The sequence below is a fragment of the Streptomyces sp. NPDC060002 genome (genome assembly GCF_042737245.1).
GTDB lineage: Bacteria > Actinomycetota > Actinomycetes > Streptomycetales > Streptomycetaceae > Streptomyces.
In genome coordinates this window covers 79,810-99,805 of record NZ_JBHWUW010000007.1, presented here as the reverse complement: position 1 = coordinate 99,805, position 19,996 = coordinate 79,810, and the positions used below count along the sequence as shown (strand labels likewise).

Below are 19,996 nucleotides of genomic sequence, written 5' to 3'. Positions count from 1 at the left end.
CCGGTCGGGGGCGAGGACGACGGGTGACCACGGGGGTGGGACTCGCCCCGCCGGACTCGCGCGCAGGGCTGGCCGACCACTGTAAGCACCGGCCGGGACGCCGTACCAGGGCGCACGACGCCCGGCCCGCTGCCCCTCCCCCTGCGCCGTCCGCCCCGGTCCGTGCGCCCTGTCCGGTCGCCGGTGAGCTGCCGTCTCACCCGTCCCAGGTCCAGTCGGTGACCTCGGGGAGGTCGGTGCCGTGGACGCGGATCCAGTCGTGGTGGCGCACTCGCGCGTCCTCCATCCGCTGCCGTACGGTCGCGGCGCGCACGGCGAGGCCGGGGACGCGGTCGATGACGTCCATGACGAGGCGGTAGCGGTCGAGGTCGTTGCGGACGAGCATGTCGAACGGCGTGGTCGTGGTGCCGAACTCCTTGTAGCCGCGCACATGGAGGTTCTGGTGGCCGGTGCGGCGGTAGGCCAGGCGGTGGATCAGCCAGGGGTAGCCGTGGTAGGCGAAGACGACCGGCTTGTCGGCGGTGAACAGTCCGTCGTACTCGAAGTCGCCCATGCCGTGCGGGTGTTCGCCGCTCGGCAGCAGCCGGGCGATGTCGACGACGTTGACGACCCGGACGGCGAGCTCCGGCAGTTCGCGGCGCAGCAACTGGGCGGCGGCCAGCACCTCCTGGGTGGGGACGTCGCCCGCGCAGGCGAGGACCACGTCGGGTTCGCGGGTGCCGTTGTCGGTGCCGGCCCAGTCCCAGACGCCGGCTCCGCGCGCGCAGTGGGCGCGGGCCTCGTCCATGCTCAGCCAGTCGAAACAGGGCTGTTTGCCGGCCACGATCACATTGACGTAGTCGCGGCTGCGCAGGGCGTGGTCGGCCACGGACAGCAGGGTGTTGGCGTCCGGCGGCAGATAGACCCGTACGACCTCGGGGCTCTTGCTGAGGATGTGGTCGACGAAGCCGGGGTCCTGGTGGGAGAAGCCGTTGTGGTCCTGGCGCCAGACGTGCGAGGTGAGCAGGTAGTTGAGGGAGGCGACGGGTGCGCGCCAGGGCAGTTTCCGGGTGACGCGCAGCCATTTGATGTGCTGGTTGACCATCGAGTCGACGATGTGCGCGAACGCTTCGTAACAGGAGAACAGACCGTGACGGCCGGTCAGCAGATATCCCTCCAGCCAGCCCTGGCAGGTGTGTTCGGAGAGGATCTCCATCACCCGGCCGTGCCGGTCGAGGTTCTCGTCGACCGGGAGGGTCTGTGCCTGCCAGGCCTTGCCGCTGGCGGCGTAGACGGCCTGGAGGCGGTTGGAGGCGGTCTCGTCGGGGCCGACGAGACCGAAGTCGCGCCGGCCGGCGGTGGCGCGCATGACGTCCTCGAGCAACTCGCCCAGCACCGCGGTGGGTTCGTGTCGGGTACCGCCCGGCCGGTCGACCGGCACGGCGTGCGACTCCAGTCCGGGCAAGGGGAGTTCGCGGAGCAGCAGCCCGCCGTTGGCGTGCGGGGTGGCGCCGAGGCGACGGGTCCCGTCGGGGATCCGGGCGAGGACGTCCAGGCGGGGGCCGCCGTGGGCGTCGAAGAGTTCCTCGGGCCGGTAGGAGCGCAGCCAGGCCTCCAGCTGGCGCAGGTGTTCGGGGTTGTCCCGGACGGCGGACAGCGGCACCTGGTGGGCGCGCCAGGTGCCCTCGACGGGCAGGCCGTCGACGTGGGCGGGGCCGGTCCAGCCCTTCGGGGTGCGCAGCACGATCACCGGCCAGCGGGGGCGCTCGTCGCCGGAGCCGTCCTCGCGGGCGGCGCGCTGGAGGGCGGCGATGCGGTCGAGGGCGGTGTCCATGGCCTGCGCCATCGCGCGGTGGACGGCGTTCGGCTCGTCACCGGTGACATGGATCGGGTCGTGGCCGTAGCCGCGCAGCAGCTCGTCGAGTTCGGGTTCGGGGATCCGGGCCGGCACCGTGGGGTTGGCGATCTTGTATCCGTTGAGGTGCAGGATCGGCAGGACCGCTCCGTCGTGGACGGGGTCGAGGAACTTGTTGGAGTGCCAGGAGGCGGCCAGCGGTCCGGTCTCGGACTCGCCGTCGCCGATCACACAGGCGACGAGGAGGTCCGGGTTGTCGAAGGCGGCGCCGTAGGCGTGCGAGAGCGAGTAGCCGAGTTCGCCGCCCTCGTGGATCGAGCCGGGCGTCTCCGGGGCGACATGACTGGGGATGCCGCCGGGGAAGGAGAACTGCCGGAACAGCCGGGCCATGCCGGCCGCGTCGCGGGTGACGTCCGGGTACGTCTCGGTGTAGGTGCCTTCCAGCCAGGAGTTGGCGACGACCGCGGGACCGCCGTGGCCGGGACCCCAGACGCACAGGGCGTGCAGGTCACGGGTGCGGATGACGCGGTTGAGGTGGGTGTACACGAGGTTGAGCCCCGGGGAGGTCCCCCAGTGGCCCAGCAGCCTCGGCTTCACGTGTTCCGGCCGCAACGGCTCGGTGAGCAGCGGGTTGGCCATCAGGTAGATCTGTCCGACGGAGAGGTAGTTCGCGGCGCGCCAGTGGGCGTCCAGCGTCCTGAGCTCGTCGTCGGTCAGCCGGGCGGACGTCGCTTGCGGTTCGACGGACATCTCGGGTTCCCTTCCGGATCGGGTCGCTCGGAGGTACGTACCGGTCCGTACCTCCCCACCCTCTCCGGCCGCCGGGTACCCGGCTGGGCCGAGCGACCCGTACGGAGGAGCGAAGCCGTCCGTAAGAGGGGCGCCCTAGGATCCCGGGCGCTCCCGAGCGGCGTCGAGGCCGTCGACATGGGCCACGTTCCAGCGGTCCTCGGCGTCCCCGCCGGGCTCGGCGGCGAACCAGGCGTCGAGGATCTCCTTGAGCAGCGGCTCCGAGGTCAGGCGGAGGCTGAGGGCGAGGACGTTGGCGTCGTTCCAGCGGCGGGCGCCGTCGGCGGTGCAGGCGTCGGCGCACAGGGCGGCCCGGACGCCGGGCACCTTGTTGGCGGCGATCGACGCGCCGGTGCCGGTCCAGCAGCACACCACCGCCTGCTCGGACGTCCCGTCGGCCACGTCCCGGGCCGCCACCGCCGAGCACACCGCCCAGCGGGGGTCGTCGCCGGGCCGCAGCGCGCCGTGCGGCACCACGTCGTGCCCTCGGCCGCGCAGCTCCGCGACGAGGGCGCGGGCCACTGGTTCGTCCATGTCCGAGGAGACGGAGATCCGCATGCCGGAGAGCCTACTGAGGAAAGGACGCGGTGGCACGGCCGGCCTCCACTCGGGCCGCACGCGAGTGCGCACCCGGCGAGCGCAAGTGACGCCCCGCACGGGGGCGGGGACCGAACCGGGCCCGTGGCACACCCGCCGGGCCGCCCGGCCCGCAGCGCCGTGCCGCCCCGCACGCAGCGCCGGGCCGATCGGACGGGCACCGGCCCCGCACGGATATGGACGCCGCCGTCGACGCCGGCCTAGGGTGCGGAGGGAAAGCGCTTTCTAGCATGGTCATGCCACCGCCGTAGCTGTCACCGCCCAGCCCAGGAGCGTCGATGCCGACCACCGCACCGCAGGACCCCTCCCAGCAGTGGACCCGGAAGGCTTTCCTGCGGGGCCTGACGGCCGCCGGACTGACCCCGCTGCTGCCCGCGGCGCTCCCGGCGGCCGCGCACGCCGCGTCGGCGTCCGCCCGGCCCGGTTTCGACCTGGTACGGGACGGCGTCGCGGTCGACGTGTTCGTGGACGCGGCCGACGACCCCGCCGTGATCCGCGCGGCCGGCGACCTCCGGGCCGACCTGGAGCGGGTCTGCGGGGTGCGACCCGGTTTACGGCACACCCTGCCGGAGCGGTCCACGGCGCTGATCCTGGTGGGCACCCTCGGCGCGAGTCCGGTCATCGACCGGCTCGCGGCACAGGGCCGGCTGGACGTCGAGCGGGTGAAGGGGCGCTGGGAGGCCTCGGTGACCCAGGTGGTGGAGCACCCGGCGCCCGGCGTGGACCGCGCACTGGTGATCGCGGGCAGCGACCGGCGCGGCACGGTCTACGGGATCTACGACACCTCGGAACGCGTCGGCGTCTCGCCCTGGTACTGGTGGGCCGACGTGCCCGTCGAGCAGCGTGACACCGTCTCCGTGCCCGCGGGCCCCTTCGAACGACGCGAACCGTCGGTCCGCTACCGGGGTGTCTTCATCAACGACGAGCAGAACCTGACCACTTGGTCGCAGCGCACCCAGGAGCCGGACAAGAACATCGGCCCGAAGACGTACCAGCGCCTCTTCGAACTGCTGCTGCGACTGAAGGCCAACTACCTGTGGCCGGCCATGCACCCGTACTCCGACTTCTTCAACAAGTACCGGGAGAACCCCGAACTCGCCGACCACTACGGCATCGTCGTCGGCTCCAGCCACCCGGAGGCACTGCTGCGCAACGGCGTCCACGAGTGGGAGCCGTGGGCGGAGGAGCACCGCGGCGCCGACGGCGGACCGCCGGTGTACGACTACACGGTGAACCCCGCCGTCATCTCCGGCTACTGGAGAGCCCGGGCCCGGGAGAACGCGGCGTACGAGAGCAGTTGGACCATAGGCATGCGCGGCCTGCACGACACCGCGCTGGAGACGAAGTACGCCACCACGATCGCGGAGAAGGTCGTGGTGATGAACGACATCATCGCCGACCAGCGCCGGATCCTGGCCGAGGAGGTCGGCGCGGCCGCTCGGCCGCAGATCTTCATCCCGTACAAGGAGGTCCTGGACCTGTACAACGCGGGCGTCCAGGTTCCGGACGACGTCACGCTGATCTGGCCGGACGACAACCACGGCAACATGCGCCAGCTGCCGGACGACGCGGAACGCGCCCGGTCCGGCGGCAACGGGATCTACTACCACCTCTCCTACTGGGGCCGTCCGCGCAGCTACCTGTGGCTCGACACCACGCAGCTCACCAAGGTGTGGCAGGAGCTGCGCCGGGTGTACGAGCACGGCGTGGACCGGATGTGGATCTTCAACGTCGGTGACCTCAAGTCGATCGAGACCGGACTGTCCTTCTCCCTGGACATGGCCTGGGACGTGGACCGGTGGCACGCCGACGACGTCGGAGGCTTCCTCGCGCAGTGGTACGGACGGCAGTTCGGGCTTCTGCACGCCCAGGAGATCGCCTCGATCCGCACCGAGTACTACCGACTGGCGGCGGAGCGGCGCCCGGAGTTCATCGACCGGAACATGTTCTCCGTCGTTCACCACGGGGACGAGGCGGGACGCCGCATGGCCGCGTACGACCGTCTGCTCGAAAGAGCGGTGACGCTGGGGGCCGAACTCCCCGAGGCCTACCGGGACGCCTATTTCGAGCTCGTCCAGTATCCCGTGCACGGCGCTTACTTGATGAACCTCAAGTACTACTGGGCGGACCGCAACGCCCTCGCGGTACGTCAGGGCCGCGGCGCCGGAGCCAACGTCTTCGCGGACCTCGCCGAAGCGGCGCACACTCAGGAGGCGGCACTCACCAAGCGGTACAACACGGGGATCGCGGGCGGGAAGTGGGACGGCTACGTCAACCCCTATCCCTCGCAGATCCCGAAGGCGCCGGGCCGCCCGGCCGTCACCAGGGTCACCCGGCAGGAGACCTCGGGCCTGGGAGTCGCGTCCGAGGGGAACGAGATCGGCACGCAACGGCCTCTGGCCTTCTCCGCCGTCACCCGGGACCGGCGCTTCGTCGATGTCTTCAACACCGGTTTCCTCCCGGTCGACTGGGCCGCGGAGACCAAACACCCCTGGGTCCACCTGAGTTCGGCGGGCGGCACACTCACCGAACAGACCCGGGTGTGGGTGGAGATCGACTGGGCGCGGGCACCCGAGGGCACGCACGACGGCACGGTCGTCCTCACGAGTGGCGCGCAGCGTTTCGAGGTGCCCCTGAAGGTCGTCAACGACGGGGAGCGGGCACGCCGGCGTGCCCGCGGGTTCGTCGAGGCCAACGGATATGTCTCGATCGACGCCGTGCACACCGAGCGCCGGGTGGCGCGCGGCCGGGCCCGCTGGCGGACCGTGCGCGGGCTCGGACGCCGTACCGCCGCCGTGGAGGCGGTGCCGTCCACGGCGGCCCCGGTCACCGCCGACTTCGCCGCCCGCGCACCGGAGTTGAGGTACCGGGTGCGGTTCAGCAGCACCGGGTCCTTCCCCGTGACCGTGTTCCGGCTGCCCTCGCTCGACGAGCGCGGCGCGCGGCGGCTGGCCCTCACCCTCGACGACCGGCCGCCCACCGTGCTGTCGGGGCAGGCCGTCGCCACCGGCAACCGCGGCGACGCCTGGGCGCGCAACGTGGAGGAGGGCGTCGAGAAGCTGACCGCGACCGTCACGGTCACCGAGCCCGGCGAGCATGTGCTGCGGGTGTTCATGGTCGACCCGGGGATCGCCGTGGACCAGATCGTCGTCGACACCGGTGGACTGCCGGCGGCCGCCTATCTCGCACCTCCGGAGAGCTACCACCCGGTCTTCAACCCCGATCCGGACACGGGGACGGGCCTGGACGCGCCGAGCAGGTAGTCGAGCCGGTGGTCCGACCCGCACGGGCGGAGCGACCGGACGCCCGGACCTCGTCGCTCCGCCGAAGATCCGCTCAGGCCCCGCCCGGCGGGTCGAGGCGCGCTTCGGCGGACTCGGCGCGGTGTCGGTGACTTTCGTCTGATCCGCGGCGAACGAGCACGGGAGCGGGCCGGTGCGGTGCGGTCAGGGGGTCGGGATGCCGGCCGGGCGGGCCGGGCGGTCGAAGCGGGCCGGGACGCCCGGCGAGTACAGGACGCTCACCGGCTCTCCCGCCGGCTCCGGCAGGCCCGCCGCCGTCACCAGGTCCTCCCGGCACTCCATGAGTTCGGCCCGGTGCAGCGGCCAGCGCGGATGGGCGTTCGGCAGATACATCGACCGCCCGAAGAAGGTGCTGTGCATGCCCCAGCGCGCGGTCAGGAAGTGCTCCAGCGCGGTGGGCTGCCCGATCCGTTCCCCCACTCGCACGGTGAGCCGGCTGCTTGCCCCGCGCGGGCCGGGCCACCGGCGGCGGCTGGTGTACGTGACGGTGTCGGCGTCGGCGTCGATCGCCATGCGGGACCACAGGTAGGGCATCCGGAAGCCGATCCGCGCCACGGCCACCGGCAGCAGACGGGAGGCGTCGAGCGACCGGAAGACCACGCCCCGCCGACCGTGCGCGTCGACCGAGTAGAGACGGACGTTCGTCTCGGGGAACGTCCCCAGGTAGGGAACGCCCGGGAGCCGGAACCAGCCGACGCGATGCATCCGGAACGCGACCAGACCGACGTAGGTCACGCCGTCCAGGGTGTCCGGGACGGTCCCCGGCGGCAGCAGACCGGCCACGTCGGCCGGGTCCGCGGCCCAGTGCACGAAGGTGAGGTCGAGCCAGGACTGGGTGAGCAGGGGCCGCGCTATCGCGTCCGGCGCGTCGGGCGTGATGGGAAGCGGCGAAATCAGGCCCTGCGGTTGCGGCTGCGGTGTCGACGGCACAGCGCGATTATCGCAGAGGGCCTGCCCCGACCTCCATGAGCATGCCAGGCCGTGGCTGGGCTGGGCTGGGCTGGGCTGGGCATTTCGCGCGCACGGGCGGGTCCGATGGGCGTGGGCGGCGGGCACAGGCACAGACGCGGGCACAGGCGCGGGCACAGGCGCGGACGCGGACGGGGACGTCAGCGCGCGGTCGAGAGGGGCCGCGCCGGGTGGTGTTGTGGTCGAGGCCACGTCCGGGGTGGGGGCTCGGGCATGTCGTCGGGTGGGGGCCGCGGGCTACGGTTTGCGGAGCTCCCCGTTCCCCTCGCCGCATACCTCGGACGGCTCCGTGCTCGCAGATCTCTCCCCCGTCATCGCCGCCACCACCGAATGGCTGACCCGCGCCTACCCGGCGAGCGGCGGCGCGCTCGCCGCCGCCCTGTGCGAGGCGCAGGCCCGGCAGGCGGTGACCGTCGCGGCCTGGCTGCGCTATCCGACCGCCACGGACGTCGCGCTGCTCGGCATCGCGGGCCCCGGCGGCTCGGCCCGGCTGGACCGGATCGGCGGCGCGGACACCGGCCCCGATGCGGACGCACCGGCCTGGCGGAGCTGGGTGGACGAGGTCGTGGCGAGCTGGGCTGCCTGTCTGCTCGCCGATCCCGCACTGGCCGCCGGCGCGGTGGCCGGGCTCGCCGGAGGCGACCACGTCCGTGGGACGACGCCGGACTTCCGGCGCCTGACCGCACCCGACCACCACGACCGGCAGGCGGCGGCGCTGCTGCGCCACCCCGACCTCCTGGCGTCCGTGGCCGGTCTCCACCACACACAGCTCCTCGGCCGCCTCGGCCGGGGCCAGGCCCTCATCGCCTGACGTGCCACCGGAGCCGGCCGGCTCAGTCGGCCTTGCCGCGGCCGGTCAACGCGTACGGCCGGGCCGCCCGCCCCGCCGGTGAGCGACCGGCCGATCGCGCCGCCCGGCGCGTTCCGGCCCGTCAGCGGTCAGCGGTCAGCGGTCAGCGGTCAGCGGGATCGGCGGGTGTTGAGCCGGGCGGCCTGGCGGATCAGGTGGTCGCGCTCGGCGAGGTCGTGCGCCTTCCGGGCCGCCTCGGCGTACAGCCGTGCCGCCGTCATCAGGTCGCCGTCGCGTTCGTGGAGGTACGCCGCCACCGCGGCGTGGCGGGGCAGCGAGTCGTCCAGCGCCGCGAGCGCCGCCAGGCCGGCGCGCGGGCCGTCGGCCTCGCCGACGGCCACCGCGCGGTTGAGCCGGACGACCGGGCTGTCGGTCAGGCGCGCCAGCTCGTCGTACCACTCGACGATCTGCACCCAGTCGGTCTCCTCGGCGGCGGGGGCGTCGGCGTGCAGTGCCGCGATCGCGGCCTGGGCCTGGAACTCGCCCAGCCGGTCGCTGGCGAGGGCCGCCTGGAGGATCTCGACGCCCTCGGTGATCGCCAGGGTGTCCCAGCGGCCGCGGTCCTGCTCGGCGAGCGGCACCAGGCTGCCGTCGGGCGCGGTCCGGGCGGCGCGCCGGGCGTGGTGGAGCAGCATGAGGGCGAGCAGCCCCGCCGCCTCGGGGTGGTCGATCGCCGCCGCGAGCTGCCGGGTGAGCCGGATGGCCTCGGCGGCGAGGTCGACGTCGCCGGAGTAGCCCTCGTTGAAGACCAGGTAGAGGACGCGCAGCACGGTGGCGACGTCGCCGGGCTGGTCGAGCCGCACGCCGGAGACGGTGCGCTTGGCCCGGCTGATGCGTTGCGCCATGGTCGCCTCGGGCACCAGGTAGGCCTGGGCGATCTGGCGGGTGGTCAGCCCGCCGACGGCGCGCAGCGTGAGCGCGACCGCGGACGACGGCGTCAGCGACGGGTGGGCGCACAGGAAGTAGAGCTGGAGCGTGTCGTCCGCCGTCGGCGCGGGCCCGGGCGCCGGCTCCTCGTCGACGGCGTCCTCGCGCCGGCGCCGGGCGGCGTCCGCCCGGGTCGCGTCGAGGAAGCGGCGCCAGGCCACGGTGACCAGCCAGCCCTTCGCATCCCGCGGCGGGTCGTCCGGCCAGACGCGGACCGCCTCGACCAGCGCGTCCTGCACGGCGTCCTCGGCCGCCGCGAAGTCGGCTCCGCGGCGGACGAGGATCCCGAGCACGCTGGGCGTGAGGCTCCGGATCAGAATCTCGTTCACTTCAGGAGGCACTCCGTGACCGTGGGGTGCGCGCCAAGGAACGGACGCAGCTCGAGCCACTCGTGGATCGGCTCCCCGCCCTTCCCGGGCGCGGCCGACAGTTCCCCGGCCAGCTCGACGGCGCGCTCGTAGCTGTCGACGTCGATCACCATCCAGCCGGCGATGAGGTCCTTGGTCTCGGCGAACGGGCCGTCGGTGACCGGCGGGCGGCCCTCGCCGTCGTACCGGACGAACGAACCCCCATAGGCGAGCGCCTGGCTGTCGACGAACTCGCCGGTCTCCTCGAGCCGGGCCGCGAAGTCGTTCATGTACTGCACGTGGGCCGAGATCTCCTCCGGCGTCCACTGGTCCATCGGCACGTCGTTGACCGCCGCCGGGGCGCCGCGGTAGTGCTTGAGCAGCAGGTACTTGGCCATGGTGGTTCTCCTCGGGACTGGTGCGACCCATTGTGGTCGCGTTCACCACGGGGACGGAGCCGGACATGGATTCTCGACATCGTCGGCGAAGGTTTCCTCGGCTCCGGTGGACGACCCCGGTGGGGACCGGCCAGCGGTGACCCGGTCTCCGGCGGGACGGTCTGCCGGGCCCCCTCCGCCGGCATCTGGTAGCCGCCCGGGATTTCGGGGATGCTCGAAGGGAACGCGGAACACGCCCGATCCTGGGATCGAGACACTGACCTGCGACAACAGGGGCCAGAGGCTCCTTTGTCCGTCTCATCAGGAGGTACCGATGAAGATGTTGATCAACGTTGCGGAGACTGTGGTCGCGGACGCGCTGCATGGAATGGCGGCCGCCCATCCCGAGCTGACCGTCGACGTCGAGAACCGGGTGGTCGTGCGGCGGGACGCTCCGGTGGCGGGCAAGGTGGCGCTGGTGTCCGGCGGCGGCTCGGGGCACGAGCCGCTGCACGGTGGGTTCGTGGGGCCGGGGATGCTCTCGGCGGCCTGCCCGGGTGAGGTGTTCACCTCACCGGTGCCGGATCAGATGCTGCGTGCCGCGGCAGCCGTGGACAGCGGGGCGGGTGTGCTGTTCATCGTCAAGAACTACACGGGCGATGTGCTCAACTTCGACATGGCGGCCGAGCTGGCCGAGGACGAGGGCATCCAGATCGCGAAGGTCCTGGTCGACGACGACGTCGCCGTGACCGACAGCCTCTACACGGCCGGACGGCGCGGCACGGGCGCGACGCTGTTCGTGGAGAAGATCGCGGGGGCGGCGGCCGAGGAGGGGCAGCCGCTGGAGCGGGTCGAGGCGCTCGCCCGGCAGGTGAACGAGAACTCCCGCAGCTTCGGCGTGGCGCTCAGCGCGTGCACCACACCGGCCAAGGGCAGCCCGACCTTCGATCTGCCGGCCGGTGAGCTGGAGCTGGGCGTCGGCATCCACGGGGAGCCCGGGCGGGAGCGGCGGGCGATGATGACCTCCGGTGAGATCGCCGACTTCGCGATCCACGCGATCCTGGACGACATGACGCCCCGCAGTCCCGTGCTCCTCCTGGTCAACGGCATGGGCGCGACACCCCTGCTGGAGCTGTACGGCTTCAACGCCGAGGTGCACCGCCTGCTGGCCCAGCGGGGGGTGGCGGTCGCCCGTACGCTCGTGGGCAACTACGTGACGTCCCTCGACATGGCCGGCGCCTCGGTGACCCTGTGCCAGGTGGACGAGGAGCTGCTGCGGCTGTGGGACGCGCCGGTGCGGACCCCCGGGCTGCGCTGGGGTGTGTGAGGCCGGGACCGAGGCAGGGACAGGGACAGGGACAGGCGCTCCGACCGTACCGACCATGCAAGGAGATCCAGTGCTCGACGCCGACTTCTTCCGCCGTTGGATGACCGCGACCGCCGCGTCCGTCGACCGCGAGGCGGACCGGCTCACAGCCCTCGACTCACCCATCGGGGACGCGGATCACGGCAGCAACCTCCGGCGTGGCTTCACCGCGGTGAACGCGGCGCTGGAGAAGGAGGCACCCGAAACGCCGGGCGCCGTCCTGGTGCTCGCGGGACGCTCGCTGATCTCGACGGTCGGCGGGGCATCGGGGCCCCTGTACGGCACGCTGCTGCGCCGGACCGGGAAGGCGCTCGGGGACGCGGCCGAGGTGGACGAGGAGCGGTTCGCCGAGGCGCTGCGCACCGGGGTGGACGCGGTGATGCAGCTCGGCGGTGCCGCGCCCGGCGACAAGACCATGATCGACGCGCTGGTGCCGGCGGTCGACGCCCTCCCCGACGGTTTCGGCGCCGCCCGCACCGCCGCCGAGCAGGGCGCCGAGGCGACGACGCCGCTCCAGGCCCGCAAGGGCCGGGCCAGCTATCTCGGCGAGCGCAGCATCGGGCACCAGGATCCGGGCGCCACCTCGGCGGCGCTGCTCATCGCGGCCCTCGCCGACGCGGGCGCGGGCGCGGGAAGGAAGTGAGGCACCGTGAGCGAAGACAAACTGGTGGGCATCGTGCTGGTGTCGCACAGCGCGGCGGTCGCGTCGGCGGTGGCCGAGCTGGCGCTGGGCCTGGTGGGCGGCGGTCCGGCCGTGCCGGTCGCCGCGGCGGGCGGTACGGAGGGCGGCGGGCTGGGCACGAGCGCCGAGCTGATCACTGCCGCTGCCGCCTCGGTGGACCGGGGCGCCGGGGTCGCGGTCCTCACCGACCTGGGCAGCGCCGTCCTCACGGTCAAGGCACTGCTCGCGGAGGGCGACGAACTGCCCGACACCGCGCGGCTGGTGGACGCCCCGTTCGTGGAGGGCGCGGTCGCCGCGGTGGTGACGGCGGCGACCGGCGCCGACCTCGACTCGGTGGAGGCGGCGGCCGCGGAGGCGTACGGCTACCGAAAGGTGTGACGCGGCTCGGCGAGGCTGTGACACGGGGTCGGGGTCGAAGGGGCGGCCCGGCCCGAACAGCCGGGCCGCCCCGTTTCGCTTACGCGTCCCCTTCGTCCCCCTCGTCCCCCTCGGCGTCCAGACCCTCCTGAGCCTCCGAGTCGCCCGCTTCGTCCCACGACGCCTCCTGAGCCTCGCCGTCCTCCGACGCCTCCTGGTCCCCTTGGTTCTCCTGGGCCCCCTGGTCCTCCTGGGCCTTCGGCTCCTCTGGGGTGGTCTTGCGGTCGCCCTTGGCTGCTGCGCGGCCCTGACTGCCGGCCCCCGTGCGCCGTGTCGCGCGGCCCTCGCCCTGGGGCGGCTCCGCGAGCCCGCCCGGCGTCCATTCGTCCGCCGGCTCCTCCGGCTCGGCCGGCGTCTCCGGCGGGCGGGGCTGTTCCTTCGTGCCGCGCACGAAGAGCCGCGCCAGCCGCTCCCCCACCTCCACCGCCGAGGCGTGACTCTCGATGGGAGTCGCCCGGGAGTCCTTGAAGACGATGTACGTGACGCCGGAGGGGGTGCCGCCGCCGCGCGGGTCGGGGCGGATGCCGAGCGCCTTGGCGGTGGCGTACGACGCCTCTCCGATGATCTCGCTCGGTCCCGTGTCGCCGACGACCGCGTACTGCACCCGGTCCTGGTAGACGACGGCCGCGACCGACCCCCCGCGCACCCCGTGGTCACGGTGGTCCCAGATGCCGCTCACCCCCGGCACCACGATGTAGGGCAGTGTCTCGGCGCTCAGATAGCGGCCGTCGGACTGCTGGTAGGCCGTCCCCTCGGAGAACAGCGGGTCGGTGAGGCTGTTGCACTCCGGGCCCGGACGGCCGTCGCAGTCGATGTCCATGTCGGCCGTCCAGAACACCGCCTCGTCGGTCCCGCAGACCGGGATCGTGGCCGGCGCGCCGTCGTCCGCGCTGTAGCGGCCGCGCGAGACGGGGGTGCAGTCACGGACCCGGGACAGCAGGTCGGCGGCGCGGACCGAGCCTTCTCGCCGGGGCGCCGAAGCTCCGAGGGCGCCCGCGGACGGATGCGGGGCGGCGGGTGAGGTGGTCGGGGCCAGCAGGGCAAGGCCGGCCGCGGCCAGCGTCAGCGACTGGACGCGCACGATAGGGACCCTCTCGTGGGGGCATTGACGGACACTCGGATCAATCTGGTGTCGGTCACGCCCCGGGGCCACCCCGAGGGGGCCGTACGGAGCACGGAAGCGTTCTCGGGAGCCCGGCGGTGCGGGTGCGACAGAGGGCCGGGGGCCCGGACGCCGTTTCGGCTCCGGGCCCCGGGCCACTGTGGCGGCGCGGGATCAGCGACGACAGCGGTCCGCGCCACCGGCTTGAACTCATGAGCGTTCAGGGCGAGTTGAGCCGTGCGGAACGTCAGCGTACGTAACCCCCGGAAGGGGTCGCCGGCGGCGGTCCCTCCTCACCGCCCTCTTGATGTATGCGCATCACCACGCCATATTGGTCCGGACCATTGCCGCCGTGCCGGGCCGGGAGGCGAAGCCGTGCGACGCGTTGTGCTGTGGGTGGTGCTGTGCGGCCTGGTGGCGGCCCTGTGCTGCGGGTGCGCGGGCGGGCCCGACGGCGACGGACGGGCGCCGGGCGCCCCGACCGGGGTCACCGCACAGGCCGGCAGCGCGACGAGCGTGCACGTCATGTGGAACGCGGTCGCCGCGGATCCCGCGGTCAGCGTCTACGAGGTGTACCGCGGCAGCGAGAAGGTCCAGGAGGTGCCCGGCTCCGCGCACATGCTGGACGTCGTCCGCCTCTCGCCGTCGACCACGTACGTCTTCGCCGTCCGGGCCCGCGACGGCGACGGGCGGCTCGGTCCGCGCAGCCGCGAGGCGCGGGCCACGACACCGGCGGCCGCCGCGGCGGACCGCTCGCCGCCGACCCCGCCGGGCGCGGTGACCGGCCGGGCCGCCGGGAGCCGGGCCGTCCAGCTGTCCTGGACGGCGTCCACGGACGACCGGAAGGTGGTGTCCTACGACGTCTACCAGGGCGGCGTGCGGATCCACAGCGTCGGCGGGGGCCAGACGGCGACGGTCGTCACGGGACTGCGTCCCGGCGCGCGCTACTCGTTCACCGTCCGGGCCAGGGACGCGGCCGACAACGTCTCGTCCGCCGGTACTCCCGTGCGCCTGACCACCGCGCCGGGTGACGACGAGGGGGCGGACACCGCGCCGGCCGGCTTCCGGGCGAGCGTCCACCTCGCCGACGGGTCGTACTACCTCAACCTGTCGTGGGTGCCGCCCCGGGTGGACGGCGTGGTCACGGAGTACCAGATCCAGCTCGACGGTCAGCCGGCCACCTCGCTGGTGTGGGGCGGGACCCCGCCACCGGGGAGGGCTGCGTACAGCTTCTACGTGGGGCGGGAAGAAGGGGCCGGACACCGGGTGCGGCTGCGGGCCCGGCTGCCGGACGGCACATGGGGCGCGTTCTCGGTGGAGCGCACGGTGACGACGGGCGCGCGGCGGTGAGCGGCCGTGCCGGCGGCACGGCCCACGGCTCGGGGCCACGGCTCGGGGCCACGGCGCCCAGCCGCCCATCGGCCGGCCGTCGCGCCGCCCGTCGCGCCGCGGGCCGCGCCGCGGTCGGGGCGCGGTCGGGGCGTCCCTCGGGCCGCGGGTCGGCCACAGGGCGGGGAGGGCGGTCGGCATGGGCCGTCCGAAGGAATCCGTCACCTGGCCGGTGGCCGTCCGCATGCGGGGCGGGGCCGGGGCGCGTTGGCTGCCCCTGAGGCAGCACGGGCGTACCCGACCTTCGGCGGCGCAAGGGATGTACCGCCAACCGTGCCGCCGCGGAGGACATCCCATGCGCACTTCCCGTTTCCTCGTCCGCTCAGGACTGACCGTGGCAGCCGCCGCCGCGCTGCCGCTCGCCCTCACCGCCCAGCCGGCCGTGGCCCGGGCTTCGGGCATCTCCGTGAGCACGACCGGCTCCACGGTGTCGGTCGTGACCAGCGCCTGCACCCAGATCAACGGCAGCTGGGGCACGGCGGCACTGCTCGGCAGCGCCCAGGCGAGTTTCGCCCAGGGGCGCCAGGTCGCCCTGTCCGGTACGGCCGCCGGCCAGTCCGCCGCCTGGTCCGGCGTCTCCCCGGGCACGTACACCGTGGTCGTCATGTGCTCCAACGGCAGCACCGCGGGCACCCAGTCGGTGATCGTCTCCACGCCGGTCACCCCGAGGGTCTCGACGACGCCCACGGCCACGGCCTCGCCCTCGCGGGGCGTCATGGGCGGCCTCGGCGGCGCGGCCCGCGACTACGGCCCCGTCGCCATGGGGGTGGGCGGGGCGCTGGTGGGGACGGGCGTCATCGCGGCGGCCTGGTTCCTGCGCCGCCGCTCGAAGCCGTACCGGCTCTAGGCGGTCCCGTCACCGGCCGGGCTCCAGGCGGTCCCGTCACCGGCCGCGGGCAGTTCGTCGATGGCCTCGGTGAGCCACTGCGTCCAGAAGGTCTCCAGCTCGATGCCCGCGCGCAGGACCAGGTGCTGAAGCCTGGCCTGCGCGCTGTCGTCGCCGGGCGGGAAGTCGCGCTTCTCGATCTCCTCGTACTCGGCCAACTGCCGCCGGTGCAGGTCGAGATGGCGGCGCAGGTCGGCCTCGAGGCCGGCCGTGCCGACGACCGCCGCGGCGCGCAGCCGCAGCAGCATGGCGTCACGGTGCGGCTTCGGGTCCTGGGCGGCCGCCGTCCACCGGGCGAGTTCGGCGCGTCCCGCGGGCAGTACCTCGTAGGCCTTCTTCTGCCCGCGGGCCGGCGCCTGTGCCGGCAGCGCCCGGATATGCCCCTCGGACTCCAGTTTTCCCAGCTCGCGATAGATCTGCTGGTGCGTGGCCGACCAGAAGTAGCCGATCGACCTGTCGAACCGGCGGGTCAGATCCAGCCCCGACGAGGGCCTCTCGAGGAGGGCGGTGAGGATCGCGTGCGGGAGTGACATGCAGTCATCCTAGGGAGGCGCCGGTACGGTCCTACAGCGCCGCCGCCAGTTCCGTGCCCTGCTGGACGGCGCGCTTGGCGTCCAGTTCGGCGGCGACGTCGGCACCCCCGATGAGGTGCGCCTTCGCGCCGTCGGCGAGCAGCGCCTCGTACAGGTCCCGGCGCGGGTCCTGGCCCGTGCACAGCACGATGGTGTCGACCTCCAGGAGCATGCTCTGCTCGCCGACGGTGAGGTGCAGCCCGGCGTCGTCGATCCGGTCGTAGCGCACCCCGGGAACCATCGTGACGCCCCGGTGCTTGAGCTCGGTGCGGTGGATCCAGCCGGTGGTCCTGCCGAGGCCCGCGCCGACCTTGCCGGTCTTGCGCTGGAGGAGGTGGACCGTGCGCGGCGGGGCGGGGCGCTCGGGGGCGGCGAGCCCGCCGGGGCCCGCGTAGTCCATGTCGACGCCCCACTGGCGGAAGTAGGCCGCCGGGTCCTCGTTCACCTTGTCGCCGCCGTCGGTGAGGAACTCGGCGACGTCGAAGCCGATGCCGCCCGCGCCGAGGATCGCGACGCGGTCGCCGACGGGCGCGCCGTCGCGCAGGACGTCGAGATAGCCGACGACGCTCGGGTGGTCGACGCCGGGAATGTCGGGGGTGCGGGGGCTGACGCCGGTGGCGACGACGACCTCGTCGTACTCGGCCAGGTCCCCGGCGGCGACGTGTGTGTCGAGCCGTACGTCCACGCCGTGCGCGTCGAGCTGGTGGCGGAAGTAGCGCAGCGTCTCGTCGAACTCCTGCTTGCCGGGGACCTTGCGGGCCACGTTGAGCTGGCCGCCGATCTCGCTCGCGGCGTCGAAGAGGGTGACGTCATGGCCGCGTTCGGCGGCGCTCACGGCACAGGCGAGACCCGCCGGGCCGGCGCCCACCACCGCGACCCGCTTGCGCAGCCGGGTCGGGGCGAGGATCAGCTCGGTCTCGTGGCAGGCGCGCGGATTGACCAGGCAGGAGGTGATCTTTCCGCTGAAGGTGTGGTCGAGGCAGGCCTGGTTGCAGCCGATGCAGGTGTTGATGGCCTCGGGGCGGCCGGCCGCGGCCTTGGCCACGAACTCGGGGTCGGCGAGCATCGGACGGGCCATCGACACCATGTCCGCACAGCCGTCGGCGAGGAGTTCCTCGGCGAGTTCGGGGGTGTTGATGCGGTTGGTGGTGACGAGCGGCACGGAGACCGCGCCCATGAGCTTCTTCGTCACCCAGGTGTAGGCGCCGCGCGGCACGGAGGTGGCGATGGTGGGGATGCGCGCCTCGTGCCAGCCGATGCCGGTGTTGATGATGGTCGCGCCGGCCTCCTCGACGGCCTTCGCGAGGGTGACGACCTCGTCCAGGGTCGAGCCGCCGGGCACCAGGTCCAGCATGGACAGCCGGTAGATGACGATGAAGTCCTCGCCGACGGCCTCGCGCACCCGCCGCACGATCTCGAGGGGGAAGCGCGTGCGGTTCTCGTACGAGCCGCCCCAGCGGTCGGTGCGGTGGTTGGTCTGCGCCGCGATGAACTCGTTGACGAGGTAGCCCTCGGAGCCCATGATCTCGACGCCGTCGTAGCCGGCCTGCCGGGCGAGGCGGGCGGCGCGGGCGTAGTCGTCGATGGTCCGCTCGATGTCGGCGTCGGTCAGCTCGCGGGGCGGGAAGGCGCTGATCGGCGCCTGGAGGGGGCTCGGGGCGACCAGGTCCCGGTGGTAGGCGTACCGGCCGAAGTGCAGGATCTGCATCGCGATGCGGCCGCCCTCGCGGTGCACGGCGTCAGTGATCGCCCGGTGCTGCTCGGCCTCCGCGTCCGTGGTGAGCTTGGCGCCGCCCTCGCCCGGCCGCCCTTCGTCGTTCGGGGCGATGCCGCCGGTGACGATGAGGCCCACTCCCCCGCGTGCCCGGGCGGCGTAGAACTCGGCCATGCGCTCGAAGCCGTGCTCGGCCTCCTCCAGGCCGACGTGCATCGAGCCCATCAGGACGCGGTTGGGCAGCGTGGTGAAGCCCAGGTCGAGCGGGCTCAGCAGGTGCGGGTAACGGCTCATGACAGCCCTCCGTGCGCGGTGTCTTCCCTCCAGTTCTAGAGGACCGCGCACGGTTTATGCAACTAGTTGCACAATGGGATCGGGGTCATGTGCCGCAGGTCACCGGCGACGCCGCCTCACCGGCTCTCCAGCAGGACGTGCAGCTCCCGCTCCTGGTCCCCGGAGGCCGAGGAGAGGTCACGCACCGCGAAGACCGAGTCCAGCGTGGCGCGCAGCCGCTCGATCGCCCAGTAGCTGCCCTGCGCGTCGGCCTCCACGGAGGACGAGAGCCGGGCCGGCCGGGCACAGTCGTGCGCCTCGGTCACCTCGAAGGTGCCGAGCCACACCATCGGGCGGCTCTCGTGCAACTGCTGCGGCAGCTCGTCGCTGCCGCGGTCCGACTCGAAGCACTCGCCCAGCATGTCGAACACGATCCGGGCGTCCTCCTTGCTGCATCCGCTGATCTCGACGGAGACGGACTCCTCGTGCGGTCGTTCGCGATCCATCGTGATCGCTCCTCTCGTGGGATGTGGCGTGGAGGTGCGGGTTCCCCGCGAACCGCGCCACATCCCCAGAAAAGCACCACTTTCCGAGTGGGACCAGCGACAGGAGGGGCGCCGGAGGCCCGCCCGGCCCCGCCCGGCCCCGGTCTCGGCTCGGTCAGCTCCGGGTGAAGCGGTAGGTCTTGCTGTCGGTCAGCACACAGAACCCGGGCGACACGACGATCACCCGCAGGGTGCCGGAACGGCGGTCGTAGTCGATGCCCTCCGCTTCGAACGTGCCCGTGCAGGAGCTGCGCAGCGGGAGCCGGCGCAGCGCGGTGACATGCCCGGTGACGTCGGAGGTGCCGTTCGGTTCGGCGGACAGGTCGATCTGGAGGAGGGGTTTGGTGATGCCGAAGAGGGTGCCCGCCGGGTCGTCCGAGGCGCACAGCAGGGTGGTCGGGCCGGTGAAGTCGCAGCCCTGGACGTCACGCACGGCATGGTCGAGGCGGACGGTCGACACCTGCGGCAGGTTCGCGGAGGGCGAGGTGGCGGAGTTGGCGCCGGGGGTCGGGAAGACGAGGAACCGGGTCATGGTGCCCCACTCGCCGGACAGCATCCACTGACTGTTCGGGGTGATCGCCGCCCAGGAGTTGTTCAGGGCCTCGCCGGAGCCGAGCGCGTGGACGTACTCCGACCAGGCACCGCCGGGCGCCTGCACGCGGTACATCTTCGCGTTGTTCGAGTCGCTCTGGTACGGCTCGACGTAGTAGCCGTCGTAGGAGGCGTCGGGGTCGCCGACGTGGTTCCAGCCCCGGGTGGAGACCGAGAAGGGAATGGTGCCGATGCCGGTGTAGCGGTTGGCGCTGCCCGCCGGGACCTCGACCGACGTCAGGCCCTGGCTCTCGGTCAGCGGGTCGGCCCGGTCGGAGCCGACCTCGGTCCAGGTGTCGGCGGCCGTGGCGGGCGGAGCCGCGGCCAGGACGGTGACCGTTGCCACGGCCAGCGCCAGGAAGCCGGCGCGGGCGGTGCTGGCGGTGCCGGCCGTGGTGCGACGGCGGCGGGCAGGACGCAGGGGCATGGGACTCCTCGTCGAGGGGGGTGGGCGCGCTCGGCGGACA

Annotated in this window: 16 protein-coding genes and 1 pseudogene; 7 read left to right on the top strand and 10 right to left on the bottom strand. The window is 73.2% G+C overall.

Annotated features, from left to right (window positions below; genetic code table 11):
• Positions 1 to 196 precede the first annotated feature (196 nt).
• A complete protein-coding gene (locus ACFWBD_RS09365; protein ID WP_385664928.1) occupies positions 197 to 2,584 on the bottom strand; it encodes a phosphoketolase in 2,388 nt (795 codons plus the stop codon).
• A gap of 135 nt (positions 2,585 to 2,719) precedes the next feature.
• Positions 2,720 to 3,181, bottom strand: a complete 462-nt coding sequence (locus ACFWBD_RS09360; RefSeq protein WP_385664925.1) for an RpiB/LacA/LacB family sugar-phosphate isomerase — start codon at positions 3,179 to 3,181, stop codon at positions 2,720 to 2,722.
• A gap of 317 nt (positions 3,182 to 3,498) precedes the next feature.
• Here ACFWBD_RS09360 and ACFWBD_RS09355 point away from each other — a divergent pair, with 317 nt between their 5' ends.
• Positions 3,499 to 6,483, top strand: coding sequence for a glycosyl hydrolase 115 family protein (locus ACFWBD_RS09355; RefSeq protein WP_385664922.1), 2,985 nt, complete (start codon positions 3,499 to 3,501; stop codon positions 6,481 to 6,483).
• Between the two features lie 183 nt (positions 6,484 to 6,666).
• On the opposite strand, the gene ACFWBD_RS09350 is transcribed toward ACFWBD_RS09355, so the two are convergent.
• Positions 6,667 to 7,452, bottom strand: coding sequence for a YqjF family protein (locus ACFWBD_RS09350; protein WP_385664918.1), 786 nt, complete (start codon positions 7,450 to 7,452; stop codon positions 6,667 to 6,669).
• A 328-nt stretch (positions 7,453 to 7,780) separates the two neighbouring features.
• On the opposite strand from ACFWBD_RS09350, the gene ACFWBD_RS09345 reads away from it, so the two are divergent.
• On the top strand, positions 7,781 to 8,302 hold the full coding sequence (locus ACFWBD_RS09345) for a hypothetical protein (RefSeq protein WP_385664915.1): 522 nt from the start codon (positions 7,781 to 7,783) through the stop codon (positions 8,300 to 8,302).
• 149 nt (positions 8,303 to 8,451) lie between these two features.
• Here the strand turns inward: ACFWBD_RS09345 and ACFWBD_RS09340 are convergent, their stop codons facing one another.
• Complete coding sequence (locus ACFWBD_RS09340; RefSeq protein ID WP_385664912.1) at positions 8,452 to 9,597, bottom strand: RNA polymerase sigma factor; 1,146 nt, start codon at positions 9,595 to 9,597, stop codon at positions 8,452 to 8,454.
• On the bottom strand, positions 9,594 to 10,013 hold the full coding sequence (locus tag ACFWBD_RS09335) for a YciI family protein (RefSeq protein WP_385664909.1): 420 nt from the start codon (positions 10,011 to 10,013) through the stop codon (positions 9,594 to 9,596). The genes ACFWBD_RS09340 and ACFWBD_RS09335 overlap by 4 nt, the downstream gene beginning before the upstream one ends.
• Positions 10,014 to 10,326: 313 nt before the next feature.
• On the opposite strand from ACFWBD_RS09335, the gene dhaK reads away from it, so the two are divergent.
• From dhaK to ACFWBD_RS09320, 3 genes are all read left to right on the top strand, one after another.
• Positions 10,327 to 11,319, top strand: a complete 993-nt coding sequence (dhaK, locus tag ACFWBD_RS09330; protein WP_385664906.1) for a dihydroxyacetone kinase subunit DhaK — start codon at positions 10,327 to 10,329, stop codon at positions 11,317 to 11,319.
• A gap of 70 nt (positions 11,320 to 11,389) precedes the next feature.
• Entirely contained in the window at positions 11,390 to 12,001 is a 612-nt protein-coding gene (gene dhaL / locus ACFWBD_RS09325) for a dihydroxyacetone kinase subunit DhaL (protein WP_385665289.1), read from the top strand.
• 6 nt (positions 12,002 to 12,007) lie between these two features.
• Positions 12,008 to 12,418, top strand: coding sequence for a PTS fructose transporter subunit IIA (locus ACFWBD_RS09320; RefSeq protein ID WP_385664903.1), 411 nt, complete (start codon positions 12,008 to 12,010; stop codon positions 12,416 to 12,418).
• A gap of 421 nt (positions 12,419 to 12,839) precedes the next feature.
• Here ACFWBD_RS09320 and ACFWBD_RS09315 read toward each other — a convergent pair.
• Positions 12,840 to 13,538 (bottom strand): annotated as a pseudogene (locus ACFWBD_RS09315) (glycoside hydrolase family 75 protein); the annotation flags it as partial.
• A gap of 396 nt (positions 13,539 to 13,934) precedes the next feature.
• On the opposite strand from ACFWBD_RS09315, the gene ACFWBD_RS09310 reads away from it, so the two are divergent.
• Both ACFWBD_RS09310 and ACFWBD_RS09305 read left to right on the top strand, forming a co-directional pair.
• Positions 13,935 to 14,909 (top strand): fibronectin type III domain-containing protein, encoded by a 975-nt coding sequence (locus ACFWBD_RS09310; RefSeq protein WP_385664900.1) that lies wholly within the window; start codon positions 13,935 to 13,937, stop codon positions 14,907 to 14,909.
• Positions 14,910 to 15,243: 334 nt separating this feature from the next.
• The gene (locus ACFWBD_RS09305) at positions 15,244 to 15,795 is read left to right on the top strand and encodes a hypothetical protein (RefSeq protein ID WP_385664897.1); all 552 of its coding nucleotides are present in this window, start codon (positions 15,244 to 15,246) and stop codon (positions 15,793 to 15,795) included.
• On the opposite strand, the gene ACFWBD_RS09300 is transcribed toward ACFWBD_RS09305, so the two are convergent.
• From ACFWBD_RS09300 to ACFWBD_RS09285, 4 genes are all read right to left on the bottom strand, one after another.
• A complete protein-coding gene (locus ACFWBD_RS09300; RefSeq protein ID WP_385664894.1) occupies positions 15,792 to 16,367 on the bottom strand; it encodes a PadR family transcriptional regulator in 576 nt (191 codons plus the stop codon). The genes ACFWBD_RS09305 and ACFWBD_RS09300 overlap by 4 nt on opposite strands.
• Before the next feature lie 31 nt (positions 16,368 to 16,398).
• A complete protein-coding gene (locus ACFWBD_RS09295) occupies positions 16,399 to 18,414 on the bottom strand; it encodes an FAD-dependent oxidoreductase (protein WP_385664892.1) in 2,016 nt (671 codons plus the stop codon).
• A gap of 116 nt (positions 18,415 to 18,530) precedes the next feature.
• Entirely contained in the window at positions 18,531 to 18,899 is a 369-nt protein-coding gene (locus ACFWBD_RS09290; protein WP_385664889.1) for a hypothetical protein, read from the bottom strand.
• A gap of 154 nt (positions 18,900 to 19,053) precedes the next feature.
• Positions 19,054 to 19,956 (bottom strand): hypothetical protein, encoded by a 903-nt coding sequence (locus ACFWBD_RS09285; protein WP_385664886.1) that lies wholly within the window; start codon positions 19,954 to 19,956, stop codon positions 19,054 to 19,056.
• Positions 19,957 to 19,996: the final 40 nt, after the last annotated feature.

Bases quoted from the DNA above. Each gene is read 5' to 3' on its own strand.
- ACFWBD_RS09365 (WP_385664928.1), bottom strand. From the start codon at position 2,584: ATGTCCGTCGAACCGCAAGCGACGTCCGCCCGGCTGACCGACGACGAG.
- ACFWBD_RS09360 (WP_385664925.1), bottom strand. From the start codon at position 3,181: ATGCGGATCTCCGTCTCCTCGGACATGGACGAACCAGTGGCCCGCGCC.
- ACFWBD_RS09355 (WP_385664922.1), top strand. From the start codon at position 3,499: ATGCCGACCACCGCACCGCAGGACCCCTCCCAGCAGTGGACCCGGAAG.
- ACFWBD_RS09335 (WP_385664909.1), bottom strand. From the start codon at position 10,013: ATGGCCAAGTACCTGCTGCTCAAGCACTACCGCGGCGCCCCGGCGGCG.
- dhaK (WP_385664906.1), top strand. From the start codon at position 10,327: ATGAAGATGTTGATCAACGTTGCGGAGACTGTGGTCGCGGACGCGCTG.
- ACFWBD_RS09305 (WP_385664897.1), top strand. From the start codon at position 15,244: ATGCGCACTTCCCGTTTCCTCGTCCGCTCAGGACTGACCGTGGCAGCC.
- ACFWBD_RS09300 (WP_385664894.1), bottom strand. From the start codon at position 16,367: ATGTCACTCCCGCACGCGATCCTCACCGCCCTCCTCGAGAGGCCCTCG.
- ACFWBD_RS09295 (WP_385664892.1), bottom strand. From the start codon at position 18,414: ATGAGCCGTTACCCGCACCTGCTGAGCCCGCTCGACCTGGGCTTCACC.
- ACFWBD_RS09290 (WP_385664889.1), bottom strand. From the start codon at position 18,899: ATGGATCGCGAACGACCGCACGAGGAGTCCGTCTCCGTCGAGATCAGC.
- ACFWBD_RS09285 (WP_385664886.1), bottom strand. From the start codon at position 19,956: ATGCCCCTGCGTCCTGCCCGCCGCCGTCGCACCACGGCCGGCACCGCC.